This window comes from Syntrophobacter fumaroxidans MPOB (assembly GCF_000014965.1).
GTDB lineage: Bacteria > Desulfobacterota > Syntrophobacteria > Syntrophobacterales > Syntrophobacteraceae > Syntrophobacter > Syntrophobacter fumaroxidans.
Map to the genome: position 1 here is coordinate 988,440 of NC_008554.1, position 19,008 is coordinate 1,007,447.

At 57.6% G+C, this 19,008-nt stretch carries 13 protein-coding genes, 1 tRNA gene and 1 pseudogene; 6 read left to right on the plus strand and 9 right to left on the minus strand.

Annotated elements, in window-relative coordinates; translation table 11 throughout:
- Positions 1 to 39 precede the first annotated feature (39 nt).
- The gene (uvrB, locus tag SFUM_RS04155; RefSeq protein WP_041439808.1) at positions 40 to 2,043 is read right to left on the minus strand and encodes an excinuclease ABC subunit UvrB; all 2,004 of its coding nucleotides are present in this window, start codon (positions 2,041 to 2,043) and stop codon (positions 40 to 42) included.
- Between the two features lie 613 nt (positions 2,044 to 2,656).
- Between uvrB and SFUM_RS04165 the strand changes: the two genes are divergently transcribed.
- Both SFUM_RS04165 and SFUM_RS04170 read left to right on the plus strand, forming a co-directional pair.
- Positions 2,657 to 3,706, plus strand: coding sequence for a radical SAM/SPASM domain-containing protein (locus SFUM_RS04165; RefSeq protein ID WP_011697673.1), 1,050 nt, complete (start codon positions 2,657 to 2,659; stop codon positions 3,704 to 3,706).
- A gap of 790 nt (positions 3,707 to 4,496) precedes the next feature.
- Positions 4,497 to 5,444 (plus strand): NAD-dependent epimerase/dehydratase family protein, encoded by a 948-nt coding sequence (locus tag SFUM_RS04170; RefSeq protein ID WP_011697674.1) that lies wholly within the window; start codon positions 4,497 to 4,499, stop codon positions 5,442 to 5,444.
- 317 nt (positions 5,445 to 5,761) lie between these two features.
- Here SFUM_RS04170 and SFUM_RS04175 read toward each other — a convergent pair whose 3' ends face one another.
- Together SFUM_RS04175 and SFUM_RS04180 are read right to left on the minus strand one after the other, a co-directional pair.
- Complete coding sequence (locus SFUM_RS04175; RefSeq protein ID WP_011697675.1) at positions 5,762 to 6,307, minus strand: hypothetical protein; 546 nt, start codon at positions 6,305 to 6,307, stop codon at positions 5,762 to 5,764.
- Positions 6,308 to 6,611: 304 nt separating this feature from the next.
- Positions 6,612 to 7,388 (minus strand): TerC family protein, encoded by a 777-nt coding sequence (locus tag SFUM_RS04180; protein WP_011697676.1) that lies wholly within the window; start codon positions 7,386 to 7,388, stop codon positions 6,612 to 6,614.
- 706 nt (positions 7,389 to 8,094) lie between these two features.
- On the opposite strand from SFUM_RS04180, the gene SFUM_RS04185 reads away from it, so the two are divergent.
- Positions 8,095 to 8,508 (plus strand): universal stress protein, encoded by a 414-nt coding sequence (locus SFUM_RS04185; RefSeq protein WP_011697677.1) that lies wholly within the window; start codon positions 8,095 to 8,097, stop codon positions 8,506 to 8,508.
- A gap of 189 nt (positions 8,509 to 8,697) precedes the next feature.
- Here SFUM_RS04185 and SFUM_RS04190 read toward each other — a convergent pair whose 3' ends face one another.
- From SFUM_RS04190 to SFUM_RS04210, 5 genes are all read right to left on the minus strand, one after another.
- Entirely contained in the window at positions 8,698 to 10,461 is a 1,764-nt protein-coding gene (locus tag SFUM_RS04190; RefSeq protein ID WP_011697678.1) for an Lcl domain-containing protein, read from the minus strand.
- A 624-nt stretch (positions 10,462 to 11,085) separates the two neighbouring features.
- A tRNA-His gene (locus SFUM_RS04195) sits at positions 11,086 to 11,161 on the minus strand.
- A 228-nt stretch (positions 11,162 to 11,389) separates the two neighbouring features.
- Positions 11,390 to 12,319: a universal stress protein gene (locus SFUM_RS21385; protein ID WP_011697679.1), complete on the minus strand. Its 930-nt coding sequence runs from the start codon at positions 12,317 to 12,319 to the stop codon at positions 11,390 to 11,392.
- 191 nt (positions 12,320 to 12,510) lie between these two features.
- On the minus strand, positions 12,511 to 13,335 hold the full coding sequence (locus SFUM_RS04205; RefSeq protein WP_011697680.1) for a CoA-transferase subunit beta: 825 nt from the start codon (positions 13,333 to 13,335) through the stop codon (positions 12,511 to 12,513).
- Positions 13,336 to 14,313: a CoA transferase subunit A gene (locus SFUM_RS04210; protein ID WP_011697681.1), complete on the minus strand. Its 978-nt coding sequence runs from the start codon at positions 14,311 to 14,313 to the stop codon at positions 13,336 to 13,338.
- Between the two features lie 891 nt (positions 14,314 to 15,204).
- Between SFUM_RS04210 and SFUM_RS22850 the strand changes: the two genes are divergently transcribed.
- The 3 genes and pseudogenes from SFUM_RS22850 to SFUM_RS23710 form a co-directional block, all read left to right on the plus strand.
- Positions 15,205 to 15,411 carry a hypothetical protein gene (locus tag SFUM_RS22850; RefSeq protein ID WP_150109427.1) on the plus strand — a complete coding sequence of 69 codons (207 nt, stop codon included), beginning with the start codon at positions 15,205 to 15,207 and terminating at the stop codon, positions 15,409 to 15,411.
- 73 nt (positions 15,412 to 15,484) lie between these two features.
- On the plus strand, positions 15,485 to 16,483 hold the full coding sequence (locus SFUM_RS04215; protein WP_011697682.1) for a CoA transferase subunit A: 999 nt from the start codon (positions 15,485 to 15,487) through the stop codon (positions 16,481 to 16,483).
- A gap of 65 nt (positions 16,484 to 16,548) precedes the next feature.
- Positions 16,549 to 17,163: pseudogene (locus tag SFUM_RS23710) on the plus strand (CoA-transferase subunit beta); the annotation flags it as partial.
- 217 nt (positions 17,164 to 17,380) lie between these two features.
- Here SFUM_RS23710 and SFUM_RS04220 read toward each other — a convergent pair.
- Positions 17,381 to 18,772, minus strand: coding sequence for a dipeptidase (locus SFUM_RS04220; protein WP_011697683.1), 1,392 nt, complete (start codon positions 18,770 to 18,772; stop codon positions 17,381 to 17,383).
- Positions 18,773 to 19,008 lie beyond the last annotated feature (236 nt).

Genomic DNA, 19,008 nt, shown 5'->3' on the forward strand with positions numbered 1-19,008 from the left:
CCTCTGCCGCATGACGATGCATGACCGCGAATTAACCCGTCACTGCACCAGCAATTGCTGTCGGCGCAGGAACTTGATGCGATCGCGCAGGTGCGCCGCCCGTTCGAATTCCAGTTCCGCGGCGGCTTCTTTCATCGCCTTTTCGAGTTGGCGGATGCGTTCGTCGGGGGAGCCCGCGGGAGCACTTTCGAATTCGGCCCGGGCTTCCGATGCAAAATCCGGCGGGGCGGGGGCGTCCCGATCCCTGTAGTCGGCAAGGATGTCGGTGATGTCCTTTTCGACCGTGCGGGGCGTGATTCCGTGGGCCAGGTTGTATTCGAGCTGGATCCTGCGTCGCCTTTCGGTCTCCTCGATCGCCCTGCGCATGGAGTCGGTGACGTGGTTCGCGTAAAGAATCACGCTGCCGTTCACGTTGCGCGCCGCTCTCCCGCAGGTCTGAATGAGCGAACGTTCCGACCGGAGAAACCCTTCGTTGTCCGCATCGAGGATCGCCACCAGGGAAACCTCGGGAATGTCCAGCCCTTCCCGAAGAAGATTGATGCCGACCAGTACGTCGTATTCCCCAAGCCTGAGGTCCCGCACCAATTCGATGCGTTCCACGGTATTGATGTCGGAATGCATGTACCGGACCCTGATATTGAGCTCCACGAGGTATTCCGTGAGATCCTCGGCCATGCGCTTGGTCAGGGTGGTCACCAGAACCCGGCGGCCGGCGGCCACCTGCCTGCGGATCTGCCCGACCAGGTCATCCACCTGGTGATCCGCCGGTCGCACCTCGATGCGGGGGTCGACCAGGCCGGTCGGCCGGATGATCTGTTCGACCACGTGAGAACCGGCCTTCATCAGTTCGTAGGGACCCGGAGTGGCCGACACGTAGACTGCCTGTCGCAGCTTCTTTTCGAATTCATGGAAGGAGAGGGGGCGGTTGTCCAGGGCCGAAGGCAGGCGGAACCCGTAACGGACCAGGGTCTCCTTTCGGGCGCGATCTCCCCGGTACATGCCTCGAATCTGGGGAACGGAAATGTGGCTTTCATCGATGAACAGGAGCCAATCGTCCGGGAAGTAGTCGACAAGCGTCGCGGGGGCCGATCCCGCCTTTCGTCCGTCGAGGTGCCTCGAGTAGTTCTCGATGCCGTTGCAGTAACCGAGCTCGAGCAGCATCTCCAGATCGAGCCGCGTGCGCTCCTCCAGCCGCTGGGCCTCCACCAGTTTGCCTTCCCTGTGAAACTCCTCGAGTCGTTCGGACAGTTCGAACTGTATGGCCTTTACGGCTCTCTCCAGGTTGTCGCGGCTCGTGACATAGTGAGTCCCGGGGTAGATGTCCGCACGCTGCAGAAAACGAACGGTTTTGCCGGTCAGGGGATCGATTTCCTTGATGCTGTCAACCTCGTCGCCGAAAAACTCGATCCGCAGCGCGCGGTCTTCTTCATAGGCGGGGAAAACTTCGACCACGTCGCCTCTGGCCCGAAACGTTCCCCGATGAAAGTCGTCGTCGCTGCGTTCGTACTGGATCTCAACGAGCTTGCGCAGCACCTGTTCACGCGAAATCCGCAGGTTGGTTTTCAGCTGCAGCTGCATGTCCTGGTAGGTCTCCGGCGATCCCAGGCCGTAGATGCAGGAAACGCTGGCCACGATGATGACGTCCCTGCGTTCCAGCAGAGACCGCGTGGCCGAATGACGCATTTTGTCGATCGTCTCGTTGATGGAGGAATCCTTGGCAATATAGGTGTCGGTCTGCGGCACGTAGGCTTCCGGCTGGTAGTAGTCATAATAGGAGACGAAATACTCGACGGCGTTGTCCGGGAAAAACGCCTTGAATTCCCCGTAGAGTTGAGCGGCCAGCGTCTTGTTCGGAGCGACCACCAGGGAGGGTTTGCGCACTCTCTGAATGACGTGCGCCATCGTAAAGGTCTTTCCCGAACCGGTGACACCGAGCAGGGTCTGTTCCCTCACGCCCTTTTCGATGGCCGTCACGAGCCTGTCGATCGCTTCGGGTTGGTCACCGGTGGGAGGCCAGTTGCTTTGCAGAGAAAAGGATACCATATTCGACGAAAACCACCTTTCCTGGAAAAAGGAAGCGATAACCGGTCCCGTCCGACGGGGGGGCGCCTCCAAGTGAAACGGGATTCACCGAGCCCTCGATACCATTATAAAACATGAGCGGGATTGCGCACCGGCCAAAATGCAGAGATCGAACGCATACGTGCGAAGTGGTTCAGGCGCGGGTCAAATGAGGGAGAAATATGCCCTTATCGCTTGAAGAGCCTATCCTTGACACCCTTATCGCGCGCGTGTATTATTTCCAGGCTCAATCGGGCAAGACTTGATGGAGCTATTTCCTGCGAGGGCAGAGGGAGCTTGAGACTGCGACACACATACATGTTGCCCGGAGCCGGCGGGTGCCGAATCCGCTTCTGGAGGAAGTCCAGGGAGGGGCGGTTCGCGAAATGACGCTGACCGATCAAGATGCGCTCCCTGGCCCGACGACACCTTCAGGCACGCATTTTTCCTGCCGGCTCGCCGGATATCATCAAATGGAACCGCGAGTTGCGCGGAAGACCTGCCGGACTGACCAGCGCCGAGGCATGATGAATTCTCTCGGAATATCATTTCTTCTAGGACGGCACTCCATGCTGTCATCGTCGGAGTCCTGAACATGACCGAAAATAAGTTCCTGGTGTGGACGAAATATACTGTCCGCAGACGAGGGTGGCTGTTTGAAAACCTGGACAAACGCAGGCTGAAGAATGTGGGTCTCGCCGGTTTCAATTATTTGTTCAGGAACAAACGTCTTTCCTCATGGCCTATGGTGTTGAAGATCGATCTCTCACCGCTCTGCAATCTTCACTGCAGCGCGTGTATCCACTCCAAGGGCAGCGATTTGCGACTCACCTCCGACCAGCGGATGGACCTGGGCCGGTTTTCCAAGATCATCGCGGAAGTTCAGAAGAGCGGCCAGACACTGGCCGTCTCCATGTATTATCTCGGCGAACCCTTTATTCATCCCGATGTCGACCAAATGTGCCGCATCGCTCGCGATGCGGGTCTCAATGTTCATCTCTCTTCGAACTTCAGCTTCGATTTTTCCGATGAGAGAATCGCGAGCATCGCTCGCAGCGGCCTCACGCACTTGACCGTCTGCGTGGACGGGGCTACCCAGGAGACATACGGATTGACAAGGGTCGGCGGCAGACTGCGGGTCGTTCTCGATAACCTGGAACGCCTTGGCCGGTTCAAACGGGAGAATCACCTCAGGTATCCCAACATCGAGGTTCAAATCGTAAAGTTTCCGCACAATCTTCACGAAATTCCGAAGATCCGTGAGGTGGTCGCCAAGTGCGGCGTTGACCAGGTTTCGGAGATCATCGGGAAAGACAGCATGACCGAAACCGGTCCCGATAATGGAAGAATTTACACTCCCCTGCGTCAGAAAGGCATCCCATCCTGCTTCTGGCCTTACCTGGGAATGGTCATCAAATATAACGGCGACGTGATCCCCTGCTGCATCTATCGAAAGGGACTCCAGTACATTCCCTCGGAGCACCAGGGTGTCGTCGGCAATGTCTTTGAGACGAGCGTCTCCGAAGTGTGGAACAACGAAGTCTATCAAGAAATCCGCAGGTTCGTTATAAACCCGGGAATAGTTGCCAGGAATCCGGTATATAAGGACAGTTTTTGTTTCGGGTGTGAGCATATTATGAAATAGATCGGGAGACAACCATGCCCGATCCGGCACCGTACGGTTGCCTGTCGCCGTTGGAGGCCGAGGGGAAGCCGATTCCGGGGCGGCATCCGGGCTCCGAGCGTGTGCGACCGTGCGCGAAAGCACGTTGCATCCGCCTCACTTCTCGAACGTTACGCTTGAACGGATCGGGAGTGAGGAGGAGTGGCATTACGGGAGTTGGTGGAAGACAAAACGAGGCCATTCATCCCAGCTTCTACACCGCGATTCCAACCGGGTCCAACGGCGTTGAAATCACCTCTGGCACCAGTCACCTCCCCATGCGGAAAGAAAATGAACGATCCGTGGTCTTGGAGCGAGTCGCATTCGTAAGGAGGATTCGGGGTCTCCGGCTCATGAGTTTCATCTCCCGCTCCGATGCGTGCGCCGGGAAGACGTCCTGCAACTGCCCGATGCGGCCCCCTTGTCCCCCCTCGTGCTTTTTTCACCGGGATGCCCGGCATGATTCCATGCACCTCCGGCGCGTCCCGGCCGCACTTCAAGTCGGGATGCTCCCGCGAGGTCGGTGGAGGAATTCGTTGACGATCAGTCCGGAGTGTGTTTGATACCGAGGTGCGTTCAAGATGACACATCGCCTGCCCGTCGGGAGGTTGACTCATGGGGATAAACCTCGCCGCCGCGGACCGATGTGCGCGTCAGACGTAGCAAGGGGAGGGCTGTATGCCCTCCCGCCCAACGCACTCATCTTGAACGCAAAATTCGTTGAGGTTCGGGTTTTCGACTTGGAGCATATCGTTACGAAGGTGTTCAAAGCATGAGACAGGAAGCATCACGCGTGCTGTTGGTGGGGGGGAATGGGTTCATCGGATCGCATTTGATCGATGAACTGTTGCGCAAAGGCTATTCCGTCCGCGTTCTCGATCGAAATCCCGAGATTTTTCGCAAAGCGGTTCCCGGAGTGGAGTATGTCACGGGAAGCTTCGCGGACCTGTTCACCCTGCGCGAAGCCGTCGAGGGCTGTGACATCCTCATCCATCTCGCGCACAGCACCGTTCCGTCCACTTCGCTGAATCATCCCGAGGAAGAAGTCCTGGCCAGTGTCGGGGCATTTGTGAACATGATCAACTGCTTCAAGCACAAGGCCATTGGAAAGATCGTATACTTCTCATCCGGAGGCGCCGTCTATGGGAACCCGGAATCTCTGCCGGTGTTCGAGGAGGCCAGAGCAAAGCCGATTTCCCCTTACGGGGTGGCCAAGTTGATGATGGAGAAGTACCTGTACATGTTCAGTTATCTGTATGGGCTTGAATATATAATCGTTCGTCCATCCAATCCATTTGGTCCGCGCCAGAATTACATGGGTGAACAAGGCGTGATTCCGATTTTTTTTCGGAAGATCCTCGACGATGAGACAATTTCAATCTGGGGCGATGGGAAAGGGACCAAGGACTACCTTTATGTTGAAGATCTGGCCGGAGCGGTCGTTTCACTCATTGAATCCGGGTTTGACAAATCCATATATAACATATCCAGTGGAATTGGTAGAAGTTTGCTTAGTATAATAGACAATATCTCAAACATATGTGGAAAACGCCCCAACATTGAATTTGTTGCTAAACGAACACATGACGTTTCAAACATAACATTATCATTCGACAAAATCCGCAATCGAACAGGATGGGTTCCCACGACGACATTTGAGGATGGATTGATTCAGACTTTCAAATGGATTCAAAATACAAAATCCAATATGAGCAAATAGTTATATCTCATTGTTGAAAGTAAACGAGATAATTGGTCCCTGTAATACCGAGGTGCGTTCAAGATTATACAACTTTTGCTATAATGCTGGTGTAAGTGTCAAAGCGGGGCAGGGGAGGTTTTCATCTCTCCGGGCCATGTGCCCATGCTGATCTCTGCCGGTTGAATCGACGGAGTTGTAGGTGCAAGTCATTCTTGTCACATGCATTTTGGGGTGCCCCTCCGACACGGATGCTTTCGAGCGCGCGGAATCCGTGCCGGGAGGTTTGCCCTGCTGCAATATCAGAATGCCCCGTCACTGAACGACATTTCGCGGACCTAATCATCAGTGGAATAGATTTTGATTGCGGCGAGGGCCGGGGCGCCGGCGGCTGCCGATCTGGTCAATTCGGCTTCGATGAAGTACGCATTGGCCTCGAAATCCAGCGTCGATGCGCATCTGCCAACCGTCCGGTTCTGGAAACCGGCGTTTGAGTTATATCTGTCGCTGTCCATTGTCAACAAAGTCGAAGTCATTCCGGACCTCAGGTTGAATCGCTTGAGCCGCACCACGACCCGCGATGCAGCGCCGTTGTCGCGGAAACGCATCGACATTCTGAGACAGTCGTCGTCGTCGGACAGATCATCCAGGGCGACCACATTGTAGCGGATGACCACGCTGGATGGCGCGGCGGACTTTACCGTCGCGAGTGGGCCGTTGAAGGAGACCCTGCCGAGGTCCCTTTCGTCCACGGTTCCCGCGGATGCCACGGTAGTCCAGACCTGATCATCGCAAAACGCCGCCGCGGGCGACAGGAGGATCAGTGCCATAACGGCCCAAAATGGAGCCCGAAGGCTTCGGTGGCGAATCTTTCCCTTTGTCATGGTCTTCTCCTTGTTTTCTAATGGTCCTGATAAAACCGGCGAGCCAGGCCTCGCGAGCACGGTCTTCCGGACCATGTTCGCTTCGCCTGTGTTGTGGTTCTCATGGTGCGTTTGATGCTCCCACGGCATGCAACGCCCGCAGGGCCAAACCAGGCGAAGAAGGTCGACCGGTTGGAGCGGTCATCCACTGCGAGGACCAGCCTCATTGCAGCAGGGGCCACGTTCCGCCGGAACCGCAATAGACGCCCCGTCCATTGTGTGGCAACGATGAAAAGGAAAAATGAGCCGACGGGCAACCCTGCTCTCACCACCTGCCCGATGAGGCGGCTCCAGGATCCGAAGGGGTAATCGTCGCTGGAACAACTTTGACGGGCTCCGGATCGGCCTGACGCTTTCGCCTGTCGATCAGCCATTTGCTCAATGCACACACGAAGACGACGAAAAAACCCATGGCCGCATACTCGGTCCACTTGGGCGGATTGAGCAGCCCGTGCACCCATGGGTCGGTGATCATCATTTCGCCGCCGACCTTGCCGAGCACTGCCGCGCCGACCCAGAGGATGACCGGGTAGCGGTCCATGAGCGTGGAAAGCCAGGTGCTCAGGAACACCACCATCGGGATGGAAAGGAGCAGCCCGAAGAGCAGCAGGAACAGGTTGCCGTGGCTCGCGGCGCCGACGGCGAGCATGTTGTCGATGCCCATGCTGAGATCCGCCACGATGATGATCCAGAGTGCCTGCAAGACACTGCTGCACTCCTTGTCGTGGCATTCTTCCTTTGTGCCTTCGGTGAGCAGCTTGACGGCAATCCAGATGATCACCGCGCCGCCGATCAGCTTGACGAAAGACATGTTGAGAAGCTGTGCCACCAGAAAGGTGCAGATCACCCGGATGATGACCGCGCCGCCGGAGCCCAGGATGATTCCCATCCGGCGCTCCCGGCCGTGCAGGTTCTTCACCGCCATGGCAATGACCACGGCGTTGTCGCCGGCCAGAACGAGATCGATGAGAACGATGCTCATCACCGCCACGAGAAATTCCCAGGAAAACGCGATTTGGCCCAGCCAACCCATGTCGATCATGTTGCCTCCTTGCGTGTTGTCGCCGGGGAAAAAAAAACCTTTACCCGCGGCATGATCCCCAATGCTGTGAGTAAAGGTCTTGCAATTCCAAGAGGTGTTGCCTGGATCCGCTCCCGGGTGGGACTGCCACCGTCGTGACGGAATGCGGGCCGGCCGACGGGCGGCCGGTTGCTACTCCCCTTTACGATTTCAGAGAAGTTAACAATTTTGAAAAACACAGTCAACCCCGACGGGAAATTTCGAGGCAAGGTTGACAGGCTGGAAAATTATCTTAATAATTATAATAGGATGCAGAAACGCAAGCTGGTTTTCAAACTGCCGGAGCATCGGTCGACATTTGCGCATGGTCAGTATCCGGGGAACATCCGAAGCATCCCGAATCGAAGGATCGCGGGAAGTTCCCGCTGGGTCGGTCCATCGTCATTGAAGAGCGGACCGCGGATACCTATCGTATAGATGAGAATGCGACCGCCGAACTTCCAATCTCGCCTCTTCAGTCAACGACTCCTTCTCAAGCTCGACCATCATCGATGCCGGGAGATACTGTTGGGAGCGTCTTCGAAGGGTTGGTCTCCGCCCCGGCTTCGGCGTTCTTCGCGGCCCCACAAACTCAGGCGCCGTGAATCCGGAGCTGACTCCGAAGACGATCGATGTATCTCCGGAAATATGGATCAGCGCCGTTGACCGAACACGAAAGGAGGGACTTATGAAAGTGCTGGTGGCGACGGACGGATCGGAAAGAGCAATGAAGGCCGTGCGGAAATCACTCGAAATGGCCGAAAAGGAAGGCGCCGACGTCACTTTGCTGTCGGTCGGGTATTTCCTCAGGAGTGAGGTTGAGGATGTGCCTCTCAATGTCCAGGAAGCTCTGGATGCCGATTCCCGCACTGCTCTCGAGAAGGCCAAAGCCCTTTTTGATGAAAAGGGAATCAAGGTGACGACCGTCATGGAAAAGGGGCTTGTCCCGGCCAATGTCATTCTGGAGGTGGCGAGGGAAGGCAGGTTCGATCACATTCTGCTGGGCAGCACGGGCAAGACGGGTCTCGAGAAATACCTCATCGGAACGACCGCGACCAAGGTCGTCGCCAATGCCCCCTGCACGGTGACCGTGCTCAGGTAGCCTTCACCTTGCACTTGCAGCCGTCCATTCCCGGATGCATCCATGAGGGCCGTGGATGCCGCAGGGCCAACGGACCCTCCCTCCTATGCAGGACGGGGGGTTCTCCTTTTTGGGGCAAGATTGCCGTCTTGCCGAAAAAATCCTTCGAACGACCGGGCAATCGAGGGACAACCCCGGCCTTACCTTCGGCTAAGGGACAACGGAAGTGGCAACGGTCTTTCTGTTGTTCGTCATGTCCGGATCGGCCTGGGTTGCCTTCACGTTCGCCCTGTTGGATACTTTGCCCGCGGCCGTGGGTTTCACGACCAGCTCCACCGTGGTGACCCCGTCATGAGGGAGGTCTCCAAGCGAACAGGATATCGTTCTCCCGGACTTGGTGCAGGTGCCCTGGCTTGGGATGACGGAGATAAAACGCAGCCCTGAAGGCAGCGTATCCGTGAGCGTTACATTCGTTGCATCGTCGGGGCCTGCGTTGTGGACGGTCATTGAATACGTGATCACATCGCCAAGGTGGACGCGAGAGGGGTAACCCGTCATCAGCAGTGAAAGATCGCAAGTGGCCCGGACGTGCACTGTAATCCGTGCCGAGGTTGTTTTGGCATTGTACTTGTCCGTAGCCACCGCCGTGAGAATGTATTTGCCCGACGGAACGTTTCTGTAGAGTGCCCTGTAAGGGGCTTCGTAGTCCGTCTTGATCAGTGTCGTGCCGGAATAGAATTTCACATGTTTCACATAATCGTCCGCGTCATTGGCGTCGGCTATTATGGAGATGTCGGCGGGTGCAAGAAAGAAGGCCTGGTTCACGGGCGTCGTGATGGAAACCGACGGAGCATGATTCAAGACGGTGTAATGCTTGGTCTTCGTGTCGGTGAACTCACCGCGGGCAGCCGTCAGTTTCACGGGATACACGCCGGGCTCCCGATAGGTGTGTGAAGGGTTCGTCGCGGTGCTGCCGGAACCGTCGCCGAAATCCCAATTGAGCGATGTCGTGTTCCCGGAGGTCTCATCCTTGAAGTTCACACGCAGAGGATAATACCCGGTCGCGGGGTCGGCGGAAAAATCCGCAATGGGTCTGGGGGCCCATCGGACGCAACGCACCCGCGAATGGGCGGTCTTGTCGCATTGGTGTGGAGAGCCATTCCCGAAGTACATACACCACGCGTACTTTGTATCATGTGGAGCGGACGACGAGGAATAGCAGTGGGCGCCTCCCTCGAGTATAGCCGGCAGCGCCGGGTCATGAGACGTGTAGTCGACGATGGTGACCAATTCATGCATGTCCGGCAGGCGCCAGTCGTCGTAGCCGTCCAGCACCAGGTCCCGGCAGTACTGCAGCGCCTCGTCCAAAGTCCGTTCAATGCCGTCATCCGAGCGTTGCCAGATGTATTTGAAGTAAGTGTCCCTCACCGTATTGGCCGAGTGGGATACAAGGCGGCTCGAAGGATCCAGGGACCAGTTGGGACCTCCTCTCACACAGAGGAAGAGGGGCCAACAACACTCCTCCTCGGGGCACAAGGGGGTACATCCATAGCCGGAGTCATGTTCGAAATAGCCCATGTGTCTGAGGAGCCACATGGATTCGTAAGGGCTGGCAGGGGCATAGAGAGTGCTGCTCCCGTAATAATAATACCCGTAATCAAAAACGTTACCGAAAAACGGATGGACCTTCCCCGGGCCGGTGAACCTCATGATGTTTTGAATCTCGTCGATTCTGGGGATTCTCCAATCGTTGTGACCGCCCAATTCGAGGTCTTCGCAGTACTGCCGATACTCCTCCCATGTCGTTGCTCCTTCCGCCTTTCCGGGGATCTTCTGGAACATCAGGTCGTCATAAACGTCCGACACCGTACCGTCACCACTGTCCACAAACCTGCCGGCTTCCGCCGGAACAAGACTCAGATACAACCCGATGAACGGAATTAAGAAACTCAGACAAACGGAGAATCTCTTCATGACGCGGCCTCCTGTGCTGGGAAGTGACCATGGCGGACCCAGCGGCCCGCATGTCGAGGATTCTTTTGTATCACAGTAACTTATCCAAAACAATAACTATTCCATGAACGCTTGGCTCGCCGGATTAGATGAGTCCGCGCGGCATGCCTGTTGGTCCAAACAACTTATCAAGCAGAAAGAATCAATAACGGCGGCAGCCTTTATCAGTGCATCGACGGCGGACCTTTGCCGCGCAACAGAAATAGAAACGGCAGTCGAGCGGATAACCTTTCAAGGCTCAACCCGAAGGCACGCTGGAGAGCTTCCGTAGGCTGATGGGGTGCGGGCTTAGGGGTTGATCGGAAACAGGAAGGAACAGGAGTTCTTGGCCGAATATTAATAATCCAATAAAAAGCTGAGGATCAGGAACAAATATATCAACGACTGAGCAATCGGCCTCGAGAAGGCCAAAAAGCGGGCGAATTGGCGTTCGTGATTGGGCAACAAGGAATCGGGGGAGGGAAGGCGAGTCGGGCGATGGGTGCGTACGGGGGTTCCCGGCCGGACCCTTGAACGGCAGGGCAGGAAGAAATGAAAACGCCGATCCGCAATTTCTGCAGATCGGCTTCTGATATCGCCCTTCAATGGGGTGAGTGACCGGACTCGAACCGGCAGCCTCTGGGGCCACAACCCAGTGCTCTAACCATTGAGCTACACCCACCATTTGACAAGGTTGACGAACAAAACCTGATACCATGTTTTCAGGAAAACATCAAGAGTGAACTCCCATGAGCACAGAGCCGTCCGGCGGGGTCGCCCGCGGTGAAACACGGCATCGTCGAGCCCGGGCTCGGGAAGGGCAGGGGGGCGCCGAGCCGGCCATGAACCCGGGCGCTTGCGGGGCCGGGCACGGCGTGGCCGCGGGGTCGGGCATGTCCATCCTCCCCCGTCAGTTGACGATCCAGACGGCAAATTCCCTGGACACCTGGATGAGCTTGGTGACCACACGGCCCATTTTGAAATCCGCCACGTTGGACATGCCCCTTCTGCCGACCACGATGGTCCCGTAGCGTCCATGCTTGGCTTCGTCGAGGAGGGCGATGGCCCGGCTCCCGCCGCTGATCACCTTTGTGAAGATCCGGTCGGCGTCGGCTCCGGCAGCCGTCAGGGACTTGGCGGCCTTGCGGAATGTGGACTTGATGCCTTTCTGGGATTTCTCCAGGAGCCGCTGGACCTGTTCGTCCGTGATGCTTCGCTCGATCCCCTCGTAGGGGAGCCTCAACACATTGGCCAGCGTAATGACAGGATTCTTGGAGGCCAGCATCGTGCCGACGAAATCGGCGACTTTAAGACCCCACGGGGAGCTGTCCAGACCGACGAGAACCTTGCCGAGCTTCGGCCTGCCGCCGACCAGGCACACGGGCACATCGGCGAGGTTGAGCAGTATCTTGTTGGCCACGCTGCCGAGGACGGCATCTTCGATCGCCCCGCGGCCCCTGCGGCCGAAAGCCACGGCATCGTATCCCCGCTGCGCTTCGTTGAGAATGTCGCGGGCGATGCCCTCCGTGCGCCTGGCGACGCTGACGGTCACCGCGTCTTCGGAGAGGCCGTCGTCGAGCAGAACCTGGCGCGCCCGGTCCATGAATGTGCGCACTTCTTCTTCTTTCCGGCTCTCCCAGTCACGGAGAAAGGCGACGTATTGAGGGCCCAGAGGCTCTTTTTCCCAGTCCCAGAAGGTATCGGGAACGATGTCCATGACGTGAAGGAGCACCAGTTCGGATTGCCAAAGGGTGACCGCCTTGCTGATGTAATTGACTGCCTCGAAGGCCTGTTCGGAGCCGTCCATAACGATCAGAATCCGTTTCTTTCGGGGTTTCATCGCCCACTCCCCGGGCACCGTGAAACTTCACGGCACCCGATGCCCGATTCGCGGCGGAAAGAATCGCCGTTCCCGTACCCTCAAGAACCACAAAACCCTGCCGGTCGGCAAGGTCTTGTGGTTCCGGGCATGGCGTTCATCCAGAAGCTATATTTTGCCTCAGCAGGGAACGCGAAGTAAAGAAAATAGCGTCAGACCTTCCTGGGTTTCGGCAGGAAGATCTCCTCACGGTCGAGGACTTCATGGATGATGTGCAGCTCCTCATAGGTGGGCGGCGCGGTTTCTCCGGAAGTCCTGGAAACATCCAGGTCGAACTGGCAAAGCCCTCGGATCTCCTCGGGGGTTTTGCCCGGATGATAGCTGTCCAGGTACATCCTGCCGGTCACATCGTCGAAACGGAACACACCCGCCGTGCTGATCACGGCGGAAGGACCACCGCGAAAAGCACGCCCATAAAGTTCCCTGCGGTGAACCCATTCGCCGGAAGGCCACTTCTTCACCCGCCACCCCGGGCTGGTGATGTAGCTCACGTTTCTGGTGAAGCGGCGTGCTTCGTGGACCATGATGAAAACCGTCCGCCTGGCGAACGAATTGATGTCGGGATCGCCGCCGCTCCCGGTCAGGCGGAGGTCGGGATTGAGGTAATCGCCGATGACCGTGGTGTTGACATTTCCATATTCGTCCACTTCCGAGCCGCCCAGGAACCCGAGGTCCACATAGCCGCGCTGGGCGATGGCAAAGGCTTCGCACAGGCCGGAAGCCCGGGATGCTCCTCCTTCGCAGCGAGGATCGCCCACCGAGGTCGGAGTGACGATCGGGCGACCGTCGAAGGTGCCCGCTTCGAAGATCAGCTTCAGGTTGGGGGCGTGCGTTTTCTGGGCAAGCATGATCGCGATCATCGGCATGCCCGTCCCGGCAAACACCACCTCGTTGTCCATCACCTCCCGACCGGCCGCAACGGTCATCAGGTCGGCCAGAGTGTATTCACCCGCCTTGGCGTACGCATGTCGTTCCATTTACTTGTGTCCTCTCTTCACCCGGGTGCTGAAGTTCAAAGCCCTGTTCGCCTGCAGGTTGAGCAACCGGGCGACGCCGAGCTTGGACAGGTAGGCATCGTGATCCGTGCCGAAAATCCACTCCCTGGCAAATTCATCGAACCCTTCCTGCGTGCGGGTCTGCATGTAGAAATTTCGAATGAAGTCGCCGTCCACGTCGTAGTGGCCGAACATCCCCGTCGGGTGTGCGCCGTACGCGCATTCAACGATATGGTCGACCTGGAATCCGGGAATGTCGTTCAAACGCGGCTCACGGCGCAAGGTCTCCTCGGGAACGATTTCCTCGGCGACAACGATCGTGGTGTCGGCGGCGCGACAGATCTCCGGATCGGTAAAGAATTGTCCACCGATGCGCACCGTGCCCTCCTCCCCGACCTGCTGAACGGAAAGCACGGCGACGTCGACTCGAGCCGCGGGCACGAGCACGTGCTCGCCGTCCCCGAAGAACGGGTCCTGCATGGTCTCGTATTTCTTCCTCGCGATCTTGGGGTTCTTTCCGTTCCGTAACCCGGCCCTGCCCAGCATGTCGTACTCGGGATTGTGGATATCCGTCCCGAGTGAGGTCTGGGTGGGCAGGAAGGGCATGCCGGACGCGGCGGCCAGGAACCGGAATCCCATTTCCGCGTGGCTGTAATCTTCGCAAATGATTTCCTTGTTCTTGACCTTTCGCGAAAGATTGGCACCGTACTTGCCGTACAGTTCATGCCCGATCCAGCAGGATTCCCAAACGTCGACGCACCCCGCGCCGATGAGGAATTCGGAGTGAGGCCCGCCATTCACTTCCACCAGGTGGAGGTTCCTCCTCTTCTGGCGAATCAGTTCGAGGACCAGCGCGCACGGCCGCCGCCAGATCGTGAAGCCGGAAAACGTCAAGAGGGTTCCGTCGCGGATGATCTCCGCGGCTTCCTTGAGTGTGATTCGCTTGGATTTGCTGCTCATTGCGTCATCCTCTCCGTTGGAGCCTACGTTGTTGCCCTCCAGTGTCCACCTGCCGCCCCGGTTATACCTGGACCCCAACGCATTCTTTAGTGCGAGATTTCACAATGTGACGCCTCCACGACTTCAAACCGACATCCGCCATTCTTAGGAACGGCAGATCAATACTTGTCGTTGATGGTCATGCGCGTGCGCGAATGTGTACTATTAGTGATCGCTTTTGACAAGACTAAACTTATTTTGTACGAGTTGAAGCAGGAGCCATAACTGGACTCCCAATGGATGACAAGCCGTTGAACAGCTCACCAGGGCGTCGGGCGCTGTTTTGCGTCCTTTCGGGCTACGCTTGAGTCTGCCCGGCGCATCGACCGCACACCCCCTGGCCGAGATCATTGCGTGCGGCCGGGGAGCGGGAGAAGATGGCGCGCGCTCGTTATGAAAGACAAAAAAATAATGATATTCAATAGTTATTTTTGAAGCGGCGGACCGGATCATGGCCGTGCCAACACAGATTCAATGGGGAGGCCATGTTACCGGTGAACTCGAATTACGGTAAGGTTCATTTAATCCTTGACATTGAAAGCCCAAACGAACAATAATTGCGTGCGGGGAATCACAAGAAGTTACTTGGCTTGCACATTGTGATCATTTTCCGACGGACGCTCATCTCTTATCCTGACGCAGTTTCCCTTTCTCGACATGTATCGCGCGCGGCATCGTTCACAGACATCCACCCCAGTTGATATCCTAGGTTTCCGGCGCGTGTCCCCGATTCGTTTCGACTGCTAGAGCCCATTCGGGCTGACTCACCTGAAACAGCTCCCGCAAGGGCGCGGAGCGAGTCCAGGCTCGTTCCGGGGGCGGGACCCGAGCACCTTGTTTGCGGTTGGGAAAATGGATTCTAACGACCGTTGTTGCGACGAATGCGGTTTGCCGGAGGAGCATTTTGCTCTATGCGAAGACCGCTGCATGCTCCAGAGTTGTCCCAAGTGTACGTTTTTGCTGCAGCTCTATGGTACCGGGTGCGGAAATGTGCGTGTCTACTATCTGTGCCGTGAATGCTACGACGAACGGATTAAGAGAGGGTTTGTAGAACCCTAGCAAGGAGGTGAGCCACAACATTTGGACTTTTTGGTAATGGTTGCATTCATATCCCATGACACAGGAGGGTAAAATGGCAGCAGTTCGCGACAAGAGGATGACGCTCAAGGAGGCAGTATCAAAGTACGTAAACGATGGCGATACTGTTTACTACGGTGGCTTCCAGATCCACGTCCCCATGGCTCTGACCCACGAAATCATCAGACAGAAAAAGAAGAACCTTCATATCATCAATGCATCCACGGACGTGGGCGGCCTGGACCTGTTGGTAGCCGGCGGGTGCGTCAGTGAAATGCACATCGCGTGGGCCATGAACTGGTATGTGAAGGCTCCCTACGCGATTCGCCGTGCTTTCCAGTCCGGGCAGCTCAAGCGCTTCGACCTGTCCAATTTCGGTGCCACGAGCGCATTGATCGCCGGCTTTTTAGGCATTCCTTTCATCCCTGTCCGCGGCAACATCGGCACCGATATCATCAAGTACAACCAAACCGACGCCAAGGTCATCGAGGATCCCTTCACCGGCTCGAAAATCACGGTGGTTCGTGGTTGGAGGGCGGACGTGGCGATCATCCACGCGCAGAAGGTCGACCGCCTGGGCAACGTGGTGACCTGGGGCACCCGCGGTGTCACCGACGAGTTCGGCACGATGGGAACCAAGCGGGGCGTTATCGTCACCGCCGAGGAGATCGTCGAGCCCGAAGAGGTGAGGAGCGATCCGGACCGGACTCTGGTTCCGTACTTCAAGACCCTGGCCGTCGTACACTGCCCGTGGGGCGCTCATCCGTCGGCCTGCCGCGGCTACTACGGCCTGGACATCCGCTTCTCCCAATACCAGGGCAAGTACGAACGGAGCGCGGAGCTTCTTCCCCACTTCATGAAAGAGTGGATTTTCGGCTGCGAGGACCATGCGGCGTACATCAAGAAGTACGTTTCGAAGTTTGGCCAGCAAGGGCTCGACCGCCTCAAACCGGTGCTCGGTTTCGAGCCGAAGATGAAGGTCGACTACGGCTATCACGATCCCGCCGTCTGGAAGGGCGTGCCGCAGTACACCGACGAACACATCAAGGCCTAGTGGACAGCCGAAAATCAAGCATAAAGGAGGTAACGATGGCTAGTAATTTCAAGTTGACTGAGTTGATGGTCGTTCGCTGCGCCAAGGAAATCAACGATGGGGAAGTCGTGTTTGCGGGGGTCGGTCTGCCTCTGGTCGTCGTCGGCTTCGCCATGGTCACGCACGCTCAGAATATGATCCTTTTCACCGAGGGCGGTTCGATCCGCGCCACCGCTCCTCCGGGACTCGCCATAACGGTCGACGACCCGGCACTGTTCTGCAACGGCGACGCCACGTTCGGGATGCTTGCCACCATGGCCGCCCTGCAGCGCGGCGAAGTCGACGTCGCCTTCATCGGCGGCGCCCAGATCGACAAGTATGGCAACATCAATTCCACCGGTGTCGGTGACTGGTCGAAGCCCGAATCCTTCACCTACTTTGCCGGCAGCGGCGGCGCCAACGACATGGCCACCTCCGGCAAGAAGGTCCTCGCCATCATGCCGCAGGATCCCAAGAAGTTCGTGGAGAAGGTGGACTACCTGACCACCCCGGGTTACCTCGACGGCCCGGGCGCCCGCAAGAAACTGGGCATGATCGGCGGCGGGCCCACCGTCGTGGTGAGCACCATGGGCGTCTACAAGTTCGATGATGCAACCAAGGAAATGTACCTGGCCGAGTACTTCCCCGGCCAGACGGTGGACAAGGTGAGGGCGAACTGCTCGTTCGATCTCAACGTCGCATCGAACGTCAAGGAAACCGAGCCGCCCACGGAACAGGAACTGACCATTCTGCGGGGAATCGATCCCACCGGAGGCGCCGCCTTTTGTTTCCGCCGGTTGCCGTTCGTCTTCTCCTCAGCCGGGACGCCTTCGTCCGGTGAGAGTACCCGACCCGGACCGGCGCGCGACGGGAATTCCGTTATTCCGGGCGCGTGCTGCGGCTCTCCGCGATTTCAAACAGCAAGGCCGCGGCGGAGCGGATGCCCCGGTGAAAATCATCCAGGTGGAAGCGTTCGTTGGGGGAATGAGCGCCGTCATCGGGACTGCCCCAGCCCAGCATGAGGATGTTCCTGGTCGTCAGGACTTCTTTCATGAGATTCACAATGGGGATCGAACCTCCCTCCCGTATGAACACCGGCGGCTTGCCGAAACCGATGTCAATCGCCCGGGCGGCGGCCTGAACCGCACGGTTGTCCCGAGTTACCAGCAACGGACCCGCGGCGTTCAGTTCCGTGATGTCGATCTTGACCCCTGGGGGGGTCAGGGCGCGAACGAATTCCTCGAAGCGGGCATTGATGACGGCCGGGTCCTGGTCCGGAACGAGGCGCATGCTCACCTTGGCCCCTGCCTTCGATGGAATGATGGTCTTGGCCCCTTCCCCCGAAAAACCTCCCCAGATACCGTTCACATCCAACGTCGGGCGGGCGGTCTTGCGTTCCATCGGCGTGTAGCCTTTTTCGCCGGTCAACGCTTCAACCCCCAGGTATTCTTTCAACGCGGACTCGTCCAGGTGAAGCGAATCCATCTCCTTTCTTTCCCATTCTTCCAGGTCCAGAACATCGTCGTAAAACCCGGGGATGGCCACCTTCCCGTCGGCGCTCTTCAGCCTGGCGAGGATGTCGGCCAGGACCTGGACGGGATTGTGAATGAGGCCGCCGAAGCTGCCCGAATGGAGGTCGAACCGGGGACCTTGAAGGTCGAGTTGAAAGTAGGACAACCCCCTCAGGCCGTAGGTTATGGCGGGCACCCCCCGGCTGAACTGGGAGAAGTCGGAGATGGTGATCACGTCGGCCTTCAACTCATGGCTGTGCTCGCGCATGAAACGGCCGAGGCTCGGGCTGCCGATTTCCTCCTCCCCCTCGACCAAAAACTTTACGTTGACCGGAAGATTCCCGGCAACGGCAAGAACGGCTTCGACAGCCTTCACGTACGTGAAGAACTGTCCCTTGTCATCGGTCGCTCCGCGGGCGTAGACGTAGCCGTCGCGAATGGAGGGCGAAAAAGGCGGGGTAAGCCACTCGTCGAGAGGCTCAGGCGGCTGAACGTCGTAGTGCCCGTAGACCAGCAGGGTGGGGGCCCCGGGAGCGTTGCAGTGCTGCGCGAAAACCACCGGATGACGTTCCGTCCGGTAGATCCTCGTTTCGAAGCCGATTCTTTGCAGGTGGTTGCCCACCCATTCGGCCGCCCTGCGGACGTCGGACGCGTGGTGGGTATAAGTGCTGACGCTGGGAATCTTGAGGAAGCCCAGGAGTTCTTCGACATAGCGCTGCCGGTTGGCGTCGATCTTGGCAAGCGTGGTCTGTAAAATCATTGCGGGTTCTCCTTTTGCAGGTTGGTTGGGTTCCTGCCGCCTCCCAACATACAAGATTTTCCGCGCCGCGCATACCCTTTCCGGGGCAGCGGCTTTTTCGGGACAAGACGGCTCGCCGATCGTTTTCCGTCATCCATTGAATGAAAATCGGTCGCCGCGCCGCTTCGCCTGAACGGATTCACCGCATGTTCCGCGCAACGCCAACGCACGATAGGGCTAGGCATGGACACGCCGTA

Coding starts and splice junctions, on each gene's coding strand:
- SFUM_RS21385 (WP_011697679.1), bottom strand. CDS start 12,319: ATGAAACCCCGAAAGAAACGGATTCTGATCGTTATGGACGGCTCCGAA.
- SFUM_RS04210 (WP_011697681.1), bottom strand. CDS start 14,313: ATGAGCAGCAAATCCAAGCGAATCACACTCAAGGAAGCCGCGGAGATC.
- SFUM_RS04170 (WP_011697674.1), top strand. CDS start 4,497: ATGAGACAGGAAGCATCACGCGTGCTGTTGGTGGGGGGGAATGGGTTC.
- SFUM_RS04185 (WP_011697677.1), top strand. CDS start 8,095: ATGAAAGTGCTGGTGGCGACGGACGGATCGGAAAGAGCAATGAAGGCC.
- SFUM_RS04180 (WP_011697676.1), bottom strand. CDS start 7,388: ATGATCGACATGGGTTGGCTGGGCCAAATCGCGTTTTCCTGGGAATTT.
- SFUM_RS04175 (WP_011697675.1), bottom strand. CDS start 6,307: ATGACAAAGGGAAAGATTCGCCACCGAAGCCTTCGGGCTCCATTTTGG.
- SFUM_RS04190 (WP_011697678.1), bottom strand. CDS start 10,461: ATGAAGAGATTCTCCGTTTGTCTGAGTTTCTTAATTCCGTTCATCGGG.
- SFUM_RS22850 (WP_150109427.1), top strand. CDS start 15,205: ATGGATTCTAACGACCGTTGTTGCGACGAATGCGGTTTGCCGGAGGAG.
- SFUM_RS04165 (WP_011697673.1), top strand. CDS start 2,657: ATGACCGAAAATAAGTTCCTGGTGTGGACGAAATATACTGTCCGCAGA.
- SFUM_RS04205 (WP_011697680.1), bottom strand. CDS start 13,335: ATGGAACGACATGCGTACGCCAAGGCGGGTGAATACACTCTGGCCGAC.
- SFUM_RS04220 (WP_011697683.1), bottom strand. CDS start 18,772: ATGATTTTACAGACCACGCTTGCCAAGATCGACGCCAACCGGCAGCGC.
- uvrB (WP_041439808.1), bottom strand. CDS start 2,043: ATGGTATCCTTTTCTCTGCAAAGCAACTGGCCTCCCACCGGTGACCAA.
- SFUM_RS04215 (WP_011697682.1), top strand. CDS start 15,485: ATGGCAGCAGTTCGCGACAAGAGGATGACGCTCAAGGAGGCAGTATCA.